The organism is Flavobacterium tegetincola DSM 22377 (genome assembly GCF_000425485.1).
GTDB lineage: Bacteria > Bacteroidota > Bacteroidia > Flavobacteriales > Flavobacteriaceae > Flavobacterium > Flavobacterium tegetincola.
Genome location: NZ_KE384386.1, coordinates 73,978 through 87,197, shown reverse-complemented (window position 1 = coordinate 87,197; position 13,220 = coordinate 73,978). Strand labels below are relative to the sequence as shown.

General features: G+C 35.7%; 12 protein-coding genes. 6 read left to right on the top strand and 6 right to left on the bottom strand.

Going from position 1 to position 13,220, the window contains the following annotated elements; translation table 11 throughout:
- Position 1 precedes the first annotated feature (1 nt).
- From H602_RS0114565 to argH, 4 genes are read left to right on the top strand one after another with little or no spacing between them, the layout of a single operon-like run.
- Positions 2–952, top strand: coding sequence for a Rossmann-fold NAD(P)-binding domain-containing protein (locus H602_RS0114565; protein ID WP_026978665.1), 951 nt, complete (start codon positions 2–4; stop codon positions 950–952).
- Positions 953–954: 2 nt separating this feature from the next.
- The gene (gene argB / locus H602_RS0114560) at positions 955–1,746 is read left to right on the top strand and encodes an acetylglutamate kinase (protein ID WP_026978664.1); all 792 of its coding nucleotides are present in this window, start codon (positions 955–957) and stop codon (positions 1,744–1,746) included.
- Positions 1,743–2,804: a M20 family metallo-hydrolase gene (locus H602_RS0114555; RefSeq protein WP_035759745.1), complete on the top strand. Its 1,062-nt coding sequence runs from the start codon at positions 1,743–1,745 to the stop codon at positions 2,802–2,804. Before argB ends, H602_RS0114555 begins: the two co-directional genes overlap by 4 nt.
- Positions 2,801–4,114 (top strand): argininosuccinate lyase, encoded by a 1,314-nt coding sequence (gene argH / locus H602_RS0114550; RefSeq protein WP_035759742.1) that lies wholly within the window; start codon positions 2,801–2,803, stop codon positions 4,112–4,114. Before H602_RS0114555 ends, argH begins: the two co-directional genes overlap by 4 nt.
- A gap of 1 nt (position 4,115) precedes the next feature.
- Here the strand turns inward: argH and H602_RS0114545 are convergent, their stop codons facing one another.
- The 6 genes from H602_RS0114545 to H602_RS0114520 all read right to left on the bottom strand — a co-directional run bounded on the left by H602_RS0114545 (position 4,116) and on the right by H602_RS0114520 (position 10,005).
- Positions 4,116–4,577, bottom strand: coding sequence for an Lrp/AsnC family transcriptional regulator (locus tag H602_RS0114545; RefSeq protein WP_026978661.1), 462 nt, complete (start codon positions 4,575–4,577; stop codon positions 4,116–4,118).
- A 142-nt stretch (positions 4,578–4,719) separates the two neighbouring features.
- A complete protein-coding gene (gene pepT / locus H602_RS18960; protein ID WP_084404266.1) occupies positions 4,720–6,114 on the bottom strand; it encodes a peptidase T in 1,395 nt (464 codons plus the stop codon).
- 78 nt (positions 6,115–6,192) lie between these two features.
- Positions 6,193–8,454 carry an acyl-CoA dehydrogenase family protein gene (locus tag H602_RS0114535; protein WP_026978660.1) on the bottom strand — a complete coding sequence of 754 codons (2,262 nt, stop codon included), beginning with the start codon at positions 8,452–8,454 and terminating at the stop codon, positions 6,193–6,195.
- A gap of 66 nt (positions 8,455–8,520) precedes the next feature.
- Entirely contained in the window at positions 8,521–9,006 is a 486-nt protein-coding gene (locus tag H602_RS0114530) for a nuclear transport factor 2 family protein (protein ID WP_026978659.1), read from the bottom strand.
- Between the two features lie 2 nt (positions 9,007–9,008).
- On the bottom strand, positions 9,009–9,527 hold the full coding sequence (locus tag H602_RS0114525; RefSeq protein WP_026978658.1) for a hypothetical protein: 519 nt from the start codon (positions 9,525–9,527) through the stop codon (positions 9,009–9,011).
- A 10-nt stretch (positions 9,528–9,537) separates the two neighbouring features.
- A complete protein-coding gene (locus tag H602_RS0114520) occupies positions 9,538–10,005 on the bottom strand; it encodes a hypothetical protein (protein WP_026978657.1) in 468 nt (155 codons plus the stop codon).
- Positions 10,006–10,215: 210 nt separating this feature from the next.
- On the opposite strand from H602_RS0114520, the gene H602_RS0114515 reads away from it, so the two are divergent.
- The gene (locus tag H602_RS0114515; protein ID WP_026978656.1) at positions 10,216–12,255 is read left to right on the top strand and encodes a dipeptidyl-peptidase 3 family protein; all 2,040 of its coding nucleotides are present in this window, start codon (positions 10,216–10,218) and stop codon (positions 12,253–12,255) included.
- Between the two features lie 121 nt (positions 12,256–12,376).
- Complete coding sequence (locus H602_RS0114510; RefSeq protein ID WP_026978655.1) at positions 12,377–13,162, top strand: sulfite exporter TauE/SafE family protein; 786 nt, start codon at positions 12,377–12,379, stop codon at positions 13,160–13,162.
- Positions 13,163–13,220: the final 58 nt, after the last annotated feature.

Sequence of the window (13,220 nt, the reverse complement as noted above, 5' to 3'; positions counted from 1 at the left end):
CATGAAACATTTTATATCTGCTCACGATAGTGTCAATCCACACCAATTAGTACAAGAAGCTTTACAAGTAAAGCAAAATCCATATAATTTTCCAGAATTGGGGAAAAACAGAACCATTGGCTTATTATTTTTCAATTCAAGTTTGCGTACGCGTTTGAGCACGCAAAAGGCAGCTATGAATTTGGGGTTGCAAGTCATGGTAATGAATATTGGCAGTGAAGGTTGGGCTCTTGAATATGAAGATGGAACGGTAATGAACGGCACATCGGTGGAGCATGTTAAAGATGCAGCGGCTGTAATTGGAGTATATTGTGACATTATTGCTATTCGATGTTTTCCTTCTTTACAAGACAGAACTGCCGATTATAGCGAAATGGTTTTGCAACAATTTATTAAATTTTCAAACAAGCCAATTGTAAGTTTAGAGTCGGCCACATTGCATCCGCTGCAAAGTTTGGCAGATTTAATCACAATTCAAGAACATAAAAAAACAGATAAACCCAAGATTGTGTTGACTTGGGCGCCTCATATAAAAGCATTACCTCAAGTGGTAGCAAATTCATTTTCACAGTGGGTTTTAAAAGCCGGGTATGATTTAACAATCACGCATCCTGAAGGATTCGAACTAAGCGAAGAATTTACCAATGGCGCTACGGTAGAATACGATCAAGAAAAAGCATTACAAGATGCTGATTTTGTTTATGTTAAAAACTGGTCCTCTTATAAGGATTACGGAAAAGTGGCTGTAGGTCACGACGATTGGATGCTTACTGATGAAAAGATGGAAACAACCAATGGTGGGAAAATTATGCATTGCCTCCCTGTAAGACGAAATCTAGAAGTTTCAGATGAACTATTAGATGGAGATAACGCGCTGGTTTTGCAGCAAGCAGAAAACAGAATTTATGCCGCACAAGTCGTTTTGAAGAAAATTTTGGAAGCAAATTTCTAAGTATGAAAAAGCTACATGTCATAAAAACAGGAGGAAATATCATTGATGATTCCCAAGCGCTGACGAAATTTCTATCTGACTTTCATTTAATTGACGGACTTAAAATAGTAGTGCATGGTGGCGGAAAACAAGCTACAAATCTGGCGAATTCGCTTCACATTAAACAAACAATGGTTGACGGACGTCGCATTACAGATGCAGAAACGCTAGATGTTGCCGTAATGGTATATGCCGGACTAATAAATAAAAATATCGTGGCAAAACTGCAAGCGCAAAATTGCAACGCTGTTGGTTTTAGTGGTGCTGATGGAAATTTAGTAAAAAGTACGAAGCGAATTCATCCCTCAATTGATTTTGGTTATGTAGGCGATATTTCTGAAACGGGAGTAAATGTTACACAATTTGAACACCTTTTACACGCTGGTTTAACACCAGTTATTTGTGCGATCACACACGATGGCGATGGAAATTTACTAAATACGAATGCTGACACGATGGCGTCGAAAATTGCATCAGCACTTGCTCAGAAATACACGGTTTCGTTGACGTACTGTTTCGAAAAAAATGGCGTTTTAAGTAATGTAGACGATGACTATTCCTATTTACCAAAATTAAACAAAACGAAATACGAGCAATTAAAGCAAGAAGAAAAAATTACAAAAGGCATGATTCCCAAGTTAGATAATGCCTTTGAAGCGCTTGAAAAAAACGTTAAAAACGTTAGCATTTGCCATGCTCAAAATCTTTCTTCAGTAGATAAAAATTTAATTGGTACTCAAATTATATCATCATGACTACCTTAAACAGTGAAGCGTTAGCGTTGCTAAAACAATTAATTGCTATAGAATCTTTCAGCACAACCGAGGATAAAACAGCCACTTTAATTGAATCTTTTTTTGCTAGTAAAAAAGTTATTACACAGCGCTTATGCAACAATATATGGGCAAAAAATAAACATTTTGATGCCTCAAAACCAAGCATTCTACTAAATTCACACCACGATACCGTAAAACCCAATAGTCAATATACCAGAGATCCTTTTGAACCTGTTATCGAAGACGGCAAATTGTACGGTCTGGGTAGCAACGATGCCGGAGGCCCTTTAGTAGCACTGATTTCGTGCTTTCTACATTTCTACGAAAGGGAAGATTTAAAATTCAATCTCATTATAGCGGCAACGGCAGAAGAAGAAATTTCAGGAAAAAATGGTGTTGAGCTATTATTGCCTCATTTGGGTGCCATTTCTTTTGGAATTGTGGGCGAACCTACAAAAATGGATATCGCCATCGCAGAAAAAGGGTTGCTGGTCATAGATTGTGTAGCTCACGGCAAGACGGGACACGCTGCACGAGAAGAAGGCGAAAATGCAATCTATAAGGCGTTAAAAGACATTCAGTGGTTTAAAAATTATAAATTTCCAATTGTTTCAGAAGCTTTGGGATCCGTTAAAATGTCCGTTACGATGATTCAAGCAGGATTGCAACACAATATTGTACCTGAAAAGTGTCAGTTTATTGTAGATATTAGAACTACAGATTCTTACAATAACGAGGAAGTCCTACAAGTGATTCGGCAGCATGTTTCGGCGGAAATTAAACCCCGTTCCGTTCGACTCAATCCGTCATCTGTTCCTTCAGATCATCCACTGGTGCAAATTGGGAACGACTTAAACTGCAAATTATACGGTTCGCCCACCACGTCAGATCAGGCTTTAATGGCTTTTTCAACTTTTAAAATGGGACCTGGAGATTCAGCACGCTCACACTCGGCTGACGAATTTATTTTCGTAGACGAAATCTATGATGGCATTGCACTTTACATCAAATTACTAAATACATTCAACCGATTATGAAAAAACTTTGGCAAAAAGAAACAGTAAGTGCGCTATCCGATTTACAATCTAAAATTGAAACGTTTACCATTGGAAGTGATAAGCAATGGGATTTATATTTGGCGGAAGCCGATGTCTTGGGCTCTATGGCGCATGCCGAAATGTTAGCATCAATTGATTTACTCACACAAAATGAATTCTTAGAATTAAAATCAGAATTACATACTATTTTAGATTCTATAAAGAACGGTTCCTTTGCAATTGAAGCAGGTGTGGAAGACGTGCACTCACAAATAGAAATCCTCCTAACCCAAACTTTAGGTGATGTAGGCAAAAAAATTCACAGCGGAAGATCTAGAAATGATCAATCTTTAGTAGATATTAAACTGTTTATAAAGAAGGAGATTGAAGCAATTGCGTCGCTAACAAAGCACCTTTTTGATCAACTCATCTCTTTAAGCAATGAGCATAAATCCGAATTAATGCCGGGTTACACGCACATGCAAATTGCTATGCCTTCCTCTTTCGGACTGTGGTTTGGAGCGTATGCAGAAAGTTTGAGTGATGATTTAGAGTTGTTGATTGCTGCCTATAATGTTACCAATAAAAATCCTCTGGGCTCAGGAGCTGGTTACGGATCTTCCTTTCCTCTGGACCGACAAAAAACAACCAAAGTTTTAGGATTTGAAGGTTTGAACTATAATGTAGTTTATGCGCAAATGACTCGAGGAAAAACAGAGAAAATAACAGCTGTTGCTATAGCGGGAATTGCTGCAACACTTTCTAAATTTTCTATGGATGTGTGTTTGTACATGAATCAAAATTTTGGATTTATTACATTTCCACAAGAATTGACAACAGGTAGCAGCATTATGCCTCACAAAAAAAATCCAGATGTGTTTGAATTAATTCGGGCAAAGTGTAACAGAATTCAATCATTGCCTAATGAGTTGACATTACTCATTAATAACTTGCCTTCCGGTTATCACCGAGATATGCAATTGACAAAGGAATGTTTGTTTCCTGCTCTAATTGATTTTAAAGACTGCCTGGAACTGACCGTTTTAATGCTTGAAAACATTGTAATTAAAAAAGATATCTTGAAAGATGAGATGTACAAAAATTTATTCACCGTCGAGAAAGTGAATGAATTAACGTTGTCTGGCATTCCGTTTAGAGAAGCATACAAGCAAGTCGCACAATTAATTGAAGACGATGCTTTTGACAGTCAAATGATTGTAAATCACACCCATCAAGGAAGTATTGGTAATTTGTGCAACGAAGAAATCGCTGCAGTTTTCAACAAAAGGATTTCGAAAATTTTAGAGTAATTTACTCTTCTTCAATAAAGTAAGCCGTTTCATCCTTAACCATGCTCATCACAATATTACTGTGGTACTGACCAATGTTGGGGATGCTGGCTATTTTAGTAATAACAAAGTCATTATACGTTTCAATATCTGTTGTGGCTACTTTTATCATGTAATCGTAAGATCCCGATAAACTACTGACTTCCATAATCTCTGGAATTTGCATCACCGATTTTTCAAAATCTTTTAAAAACTGAATGGATTGTTCTTTTAAAGTGATGTTACAATACACAAAAAGTTTGATACCCACTTTCTTAGGATCTAAAATTACCACTCGTGACTTTATCACACCCGTATCTTCCAACACACGGATGCGTTCGTAGGTTGGCGAATAGGATAAACCAATTTGAGCAGCGATTTCCTTAACCGGAATGTTGCTGTTTCTCTGTAAAATGTTCAGAATTTTTAGATCTAACTTATCCATGACATGATTATTTCAGCTAATGTAAGAAATTTTATAGAAAAGCACTTGTAATCTACACTTTTGAATTCTTATTATTATATCAAAAAAATAGCGCAAAGATTTTAAGACCTTCACGCTAAATGCATTAAAATTATAGGATAAACTATTTCTTTTTCAAAATCATTTTTTTTGACTTCTTTTTATTTTTTGATTTTTTATCTTTCTTTTCACTTTTCGTTTTCTTATCTTTTTTGCCTTTGGACTTTTTGTCTTTTGAAGATTTCTCGTCCAATTTGCTGTTGGCTTGTAAAGCTTCCAAATCAGTTGAAGCGGTCAGTTCTGCAATTCTGATAATCACATCAATTGCTTTTTGCATACTTTCTGCTGGAAGATATTCGTATTTTCCGTGGAAGTTATGTCCACCTGCAAAGATATTAGGACAAGGCAATCCCATGTAAGACAATTTAGAACCGTCTGTTCCTCCACGAATTGGTTTAATAAGCGGTTTGATACCCAAATCTTTCATAGCCATTTCAGCCAAATCTACAATGTATTTTACAGGCTCTACTTTTTCGCGCATGTTAAAGTATTGGTCTGTAATTTCTACATCCACAATGTTCTCGCCAAACTGCTTTGCGTATTTTTCATTGATCTTATCGGCTAATTTCTGAACGGTTTTCTTTCTTTTTTCAAAGCTTTTTGCATCAAAATCACGAATGATTAATTGAACCACTGTTTCTTCCAAACTACCGTCAAGATGATGAACGTGAAAAAATCCTTCATAACCAGCAGTTTGTTCTGGTGTTTCTCCTTTTGGTAATTTACTGACGAACTTGTTGGCAAGTAACATCGAGTTGATCATTTTACCTTTGGCATAACCTGGATGAACGCTTTTTCCTTTGAAAGTCAATTTGGCTCCAGCAGCATTAAAATTTTCGTACTCCAATTCACCTACTTGGCTTCCGTCCATGGTATAAGCCCATTTTGCACCAAATTTTTCTACATCCAATAAATCAGCTCCTCGGCCAATTTCTTCGTCGGGAGTAAAGCAAACTCTAATTTTTCCGTGTTTGATTTGTGGATTTTTAATTAAATGTTCCATCGCTGAAACAATTTCTGTCAATCCCGCTTTATCATCTGCACCTAAAAGCGTTGTTCCATCTGTAGTGATAATGGTTTGCCCTTTGTACATCAATAAATCTTCAAAATAATTTGGAGAAAGCACGATGTTTTGTGCTGCATTCAAAATAATATCGCCACCGTCATAATTCGCAACGATTTGTGGTTTTACATTTAATCCTGTAAAATCAGGAGTTGTGTCAAAATGGGAAACAAAACCAATGGTAGGAACTTCATGTTCTACATTGCTTTCTAAAGTTCCCATTACATAACCGTTAGCATCTTTAGAAACGTCGGTCATGCCAATTTCATTTAATTCTTTTACCAATAAATCAGCTAGAACGTGTTGTTTTTTTGAACTTGGTGTGGTATTCGAATTTGGATCCGCTTCTGTATCAATAATAGCGTAGCTGATAAAACGGTCGATTAAATTTTGCATAAATATAAGGTTAAAAATAGTTATAATGTTGTTGAAGTACAAAGATACACAATCAGCGGTTTAAGGATGTTAAGATTATCAAATTTTCTTTGCAATCGGAGCTGCCAAACAGGATTCTGGAATTCCAAATGCATCGACTAAAGCTACTGCATCAGGTCTGATTTCCCAACACAACTGATTCACCATTTTCCGAATCGCTTTTGACTTTACTGCTTCCATGTAATTGTTTTCCAAATACCACGCTCTATTTTCTTCCATTTTATGTAAGGCAAATACTTGTGCTAATTTTTGCAACATTGACTTTGTAGCAACTTCTTTGATGGTTTCAATTTTATGTAAAAACTGCTCTAAAACTACGCGATCTAGATACGCTTTGGCCACATCAATCATTTGATGTTGTACTACATTAAAAGCATCGTAAGCATTTAAACCTGAGTCAATTAAATTCTTAATTCTTTTGGCTGCCGAAACCGTTATTTCGTGTTCTCGATAGTAAAAAGCATTCAAGTGAAAAGCAGCATCTAATAAATGGGTATCGCTTGTGTCGCGAGTTGCAAAAGGATTTCTTTCGGATAAATAAACTTTTGTTTGATTCCAAACATAGCTTACTTTATCCATGGAATCCATTTCAGACACCGATTTTCTAAAAACGGATAAACGGTTCTTGGCTACCAGCTGCATTAAAACTGTATTGTCACCTTCGAAGGTGGTATAGACTTCGGTATCATTTTTCAAACGGTCAATTCTATTTTCGGATAAATACCCTTTTCCACCACATGCTTCCCTGCATTCCTGCAAAGTAGCTGTAGTATGCCACGTGGTGTACGCTTTTAATCCTGCAGCGAGCGCTTCAATTTCCTGCATTTCCTCTGGTTTTTTGTCGATATAGCGTTGGGTCAAATACCGAAGTGCAAAATGAAAAGCATAGGTTTTTGCTACTGGTGGAATTAATCTTCGCTGGTGCATTCTGTAATTCAAAATCGGAATTTCTGAACCACCTTCCGGTCCAAACTGGCGGCGTTGATCGCTGTATCTTATGGTGATGGCTAATCCTGATTTGGCTGCAGCCAAAGCCGATCGAGGTATGCCAATTCTGCCGCCAACTAATGTGCCTAACATGGTAAAAAAACGTCTGTTATCACTTGGAATCGGACTTTCAAACACGCCTTCTTTATTTACAGATGCAAATTTGTCAAGCATATTTTCTTTCGGAATTACCACTTTGTGAAAAGAAATAGTACCATTATCTACACCATTTAAACCCATTTTCAAGCCACAATCATTGATTTCAACGTTTGACAAGGATTTATTATTTTTGTCCCGAATAGGAACAATAAATGCATTGACACCATAATCGGTGTCGTCAATAATCAATTTTGCAAAAACCGTCGCCATTTGACCATGTGCTGCGGCATTACCAATATATTCTTTTTGGTCTTTTGGCGTTGGTGTATTGATGGTAAATGTTTGGTCGTCGTGATTATAAGTTGCAGTAGTTTGCAACCCCTTAACGTTGGAACCGTGGTGGGTTTCCGTCATAGCGAAACAACCTGGAAGCTCTAATTTTCCAACTTTATTTAAGTATTTTTCATAATGCTTTTCTGTACCCAAAGATTGAATGCTCATCCCCCAAAGCCCAAACTGAACGCCAAATTTTATGACCAGACTTAAATCGTGAAAACTCAAAGTTTCCATAATGGCAAAATATTCTGCTAGATTTTCTCCACCTCCGTATTTTTTGGGATACGCTCTATTTCCTAAATTTTTCTGTGCTAAAATATGACACCATTCCAATACCTTCTCTCTGTAAACGTGAACATCAGTCGTATTTTCATAAGCAAATTCAGGTGAACTGATTACCTTTTTTACTTCGTTAATTGCATTTGCGACGTTTCCATCCAAAATTGCAGTCATTTTGACAACGTCAAAGCTTGAATTGGTTTCGTAATTATACGTCTGATTGGTATTATTTTTTGTAAAATTAAGTAATGCTTCCGAACCTAGAATACCTAAATCTTGTTCTAGTTTTTCAAAAAGTGATTTGTATTGGTCTAAAGAAGTATCGGCGGAAACTTTTAATTGTAAATCATAAAAACTTAAAAAAGTAGGGTTGACAGCCACCATCTCGGCAATTTCTTTACGCCACGCATTTAGATCAGATCGGGTAGGAGGTATGCTTAAATTGAGATGGCTTTCCAAAAATGATTTTTCATCTTCGGAAAGCCAAGCTTGATTTTTTATGAAAGTAGAAAGTGTATTAAATTCATCTGCCGTTAGTAAGTCATCAGACCAAACAATATAAAGTAGCGGTAAAAACAGTCGTGATTTGGAAGTAAACATCGGTGTAATTTTAGTGTTGCTTAAAATTACACAATAATTTGTTTAACCATTTTAAAGAACTGTTAATTAAAGATTTTTATATTTCTGACTTTGAAAATGACGTAAAGATTGCACCGCTTTCTGCTGGATTTTTTTCTGAAAAAATGACGTCCAGCCGAATAATTTTCCTTTTAAACCTAAAGCTTGTTTGGACCACTCGTATAAATCGAATGCATCTTTGTGACTGACAATTAGACCGTCTTTAAATTCAAATGTAGCTTGAACGACATTGACCACGGGTCGGTTTGTACTGCTAAAAATATAGCTGGCTTTCCATTCCGCAAATCCTTTGGTGCCTGGAGCAGCTACATTTGAAAAACAAATTTTCAGTTGGCCTTGGCTCTTTTCAATCAACATTTCCCACATATCTCGAACGTCATCGCCTTCCAAAAGACCAAATACAGGATCTTCAAAAGTTGCCTCTTTATGGTAGCAACTGTTCATTGTAGTACTGTTTGCATCTGCAAACCCAGAATAAAACTCCTCTATTATTTGTTCATGGAGATTCCTCATATTTACTTAAAAATTTGATTTATTGCAGAAACTGTATCATAACTCTTTGGTATTGAACTAAAGCTCAATATTTTGTTTTTTGCTGTAAAAAAGCCCGTGGGACTTGAAAACTGGGTCTCATTACCTGTAATTCTGAAACGCACGTCGGTGATTTTATTTTTCTTCAACAAATTAATTTCCGAAGCTGTTAAAATATAGAACGACTGTATCATCTTGCCCGAAACAGTTCTACTATTTTTGTCCGTACAGGTGATGACATTTGCGTCATCTAAAAATAAATAGACTGTGCCACTGATTTTAAAGCTGGGATCTGATGTTTCAACTTGAATTAGTAATGTTCCACCGTTTCCGTTATTACCAATTTGGACTTTTAAATCACCCGAATACGTATATGTGTCGTTTGAAAAGCTCCACAATTCTGTAGCTTCAATTGTTTTTTGATCGTTCACCAGCATTTTTTCTTGAGAAAAAATAGTTGACGTTAGTAGTAATAAGATTATTGAAATAAAAATTTTTGGCATTTGTTTTAATTTAATTCATAATGTCAACCCAATCTGTAGATTTAATAGCTGACACTTTTTTATTTTCATCAATAGTAACGCGTAATTCTTTATTGGCAAAATCTCTTTGGTACGTTGCCTTATATCGAAAAATGTAGCTACCATCGTCATTATTTTTTATCACTTCGGCAAGATTGATTTCTTTAAAGTCACCATATTTTACTCTGAATTTATGGCACACTTTGGATAAACGTTCTTGAGTGGTATTTTTAATAACAGAAGCCGTTGCTTCATCTGATGTAAAAGGTTTAAAGCGTGAAGTATTGCATGTCATTAAAACCCTTTTACCTAAAGAATACGCTTTGGATTTTAAATCTGCAGGAATTTCTTCTGTCGCAACCACAGACATTCCTGAAAGTGAAGATGTGGACGTAGCGCTTTGCTTTGTTTTACAACCTATTAATAAAAAAATACAACCGATAATTAAAACTTTTCTCATGTTCATGTGAGTTTTAGATCTTCTAAATGTATACTATTTTGATTGAAGACCGCGTGAATACTTATTTTATAACTTTTATTTGTGAATAGATAGCCTTAACTGATGTAAATGCAGCACCAAGATAAGAAATCTTAAACTCATAAATATGTTCCGTGCGGCAAGTTAACTATATTTGTATTCTATTAATTATCGAAAAAACACTTTTACATTATGAAATTACACACAATTGCTGGCGTTTTTGCAGCAGCCACTTTATTTGTTTCTTGTAAGAAAGAAGAAAGCAAGAAAGCGGATGATCAGAATACTACGTCAGAAATGCCCTTTGATTATGTTGCAGAACAATTTGCAGACATTAAAGTGTTGCGTTACAAAATCAACAACTTTGAAAATTTGACACTCAAAGAAAAGGAATTGGTTTACTACCTGACGCAAGCTGGAACTGCAGGACGTGATATGATGTGGGATCAAAACTACAAGCACAATTTGAAAATTCGTGCTGCTTTAGAGCAAATTTATCAAACGTATTCGGGCGATAAAAATAATAAAGATTGGTTGAATTTTGAGATTTATTTAAAGCGAGTTTGGTTTGCTAATGGAATTCACCATCACTATTCCATGGAAAAAATTAAACCAGATTTTAGCCAAGCCTATTTTGAAACACTTTTAAAAGAAACCAAAACTTCTTTAAATTCAGAAGTAGTTGCCGTATTGTTTAATGATAAAGACAGTAAAAAAGTAAACTTAAACGAAGATTTAGGATTGATTGCTGGATCTGCTATCAATTTTTATGATGCCGGAATTTCTGATAAGGAAGCGGTAGATTTTTATAAAGCAATAAAACCTATCGATCCAAAACGTCCTTATTCTTATGGATTAAATTCAAAACTAGTTCGAAATGCGGCTGGAAAAATTGAAGAGAAGGTATGGAAAAGCGGCGGAATGTATGGTCCTGCAATTGATAAGGTGATTTATTGGCTGGAAAAAGCAAAAACGGTTGCTGAAAATCAGAAGCAAGGCGATGCTTTAGGATTATTAATTCAGTATTACAAAACGGGAGATTTGAAAACTTGGGACGATTATAATATCGCATGGTTACAAGCTACGGAAGGAAATATTGACTACATCAACGGATTTATTGAAGTCTACAATGATCCTTTAGGAGCTAGAGGTTCTTACGAGAGTGTAGTGCAAATTAAAGATTTTGACATGTCGGCAAAAATGGAAAAAATTGGTCACGAAGCACAATGGTTCGAGGACAATTCTCCATTGTTTCCTGAACATAAGAAGAAAAAAGTAGTAGGCGTTTCTTATAAAACGGTTATTGTTGCTGGAGAAGGTGGGGATTCTTCACCAAGTACGCCAATCGGTGTTAATTTACCAAATGCAGATTGGATCCGTGCGGAACACGGTTCAAAATCTGTTTCTTTAGGTAATATTGTTGAAGCTTACAATAATGTGGGTGGTTCAGATCGTTTAAAGGAATTTGCCAATGATGCAGAAGAAATTGCCTTGGAGGAAAAGTACGGTGAGGAAGCGGATAAATTACATACGGCTTTGCATGAAGTTGTCGGTCATGCTTCGGGACAAATTAATTCTGGAGTAGGAACCACCAACGAAACTTTAAAAAGTTACGCTTCAACTTTGGAAGAAGGAAGAGCAGATTTAGTCGGATTATTTTATTTATATAATTCTAAAATTCAAGAGTTGGGATTGACAGACAATTGGAAAAATACTGGAATGGCAGCCTATGATAGTTACATCAGAAACGGTTTGATGACGCAATTGGTTCGTTTAGAGCCAGGAGCTGACATTGAGGAATCGCACATGAGAAACCGTCAATGGGTAAGTGCTTGGGTGTTTGAAAAAGGAAAAAAGGACAATGTAATTGAGAAAATTGTTAGAGATGGAAAAACCTATTTCAACATAACAAACTATGAAAAACTACATGGTTTATTTGGCCAATTATTGAAAGAAACCCAACGCATTAAATCTGAAGGTGATTATAAAGCAGGTAAAGCTTTAGTAGATACCTACGGAGTAAAAGTAGATCAGAAAATACACAAAGAGGTTTTGGAGCGTAATGCTAAATTCAAATCGGCTCCATACAGTGGTTTCATTAATCCTTTATTGGTGCCAAAAATGGATGACAGCGGAAAAATTATTGATATCCAAGTAACACAACCAAAGTCGTTTGCAGAACAAATGTTGTATTATTCTAAAAACTTCAGTTTTTTACCAATGGATAATTAAAATCAAATTATAGAGTGCAATTAAAGGCAGACTTCGGTTTGCCTTTTTTTATGTAATAAAAGTGACAGAACAAGCGCAAAACTTTACGCATCTTTGTATAATTCATTTAATAAAAGCCATTATGGAAATTATAGGTTACATTGCTTCTTTATTTATTGGAATTTCGCTCGGATTAATCGGTGGAGGCGGAAGTATTTTGACCGTTCCCATTTTAGTTTATTTGTTTGATGTTAATCCAAAATTAGCTACAACCTATTCCTTATTTATTGTGGGATTGACGGCTGCTTTTGGTGCAATTCGACATTATAATATGGGAAATATTAAAGTAAAGTCGGCAATGTACTTTGCAATTCCTTCTTTAATTACACTGCTTTTAGTACGAAAAATCATCTTACTTCGTATTCCAGAATTGATTCCAATTGGATCTTCTTACACTGTAAATCGCGGATTACTGATTATGGTCTTATTTGCAATTTTAATGGTTTTGGCTTCATATTCGATGATTAAAAAGCAAAATTTCGTGAATACCTTGAGTCAAATTAAGCCGATTCAATTAATGTTTATTGGAGCTGCAGTGGGAATTATAACTGGATTTTTAGGTGCGGGTGGAGGTTTCCTCATAATACCAGCATTACTTTTTTTTGCAAAAATGCAGATGAAGCAAGCCGTAGGAACTTCATTATTAATCATTGCATTTAATTCGCTTTTAGGATTTGCCGGAGACGTTCTTAATGGTGTAGAAATTGATTACATGTTCTTATTGACAATTGCTTTCATCGCTGGAATTGGTATCTTCATTGGAACTTATTTGTCAAAAAAAATGGATGGAGCACAACTCAAACCTATTTTTGGATGGTTTGTTTTGGTGATGGGAATCTATATCATTGCCAAAGAGCTGTTCCTTTAAAACTTTAAAAAAATATTTATTCTGTCTTTCAAAAAATACTCCTATTTATATATAACTT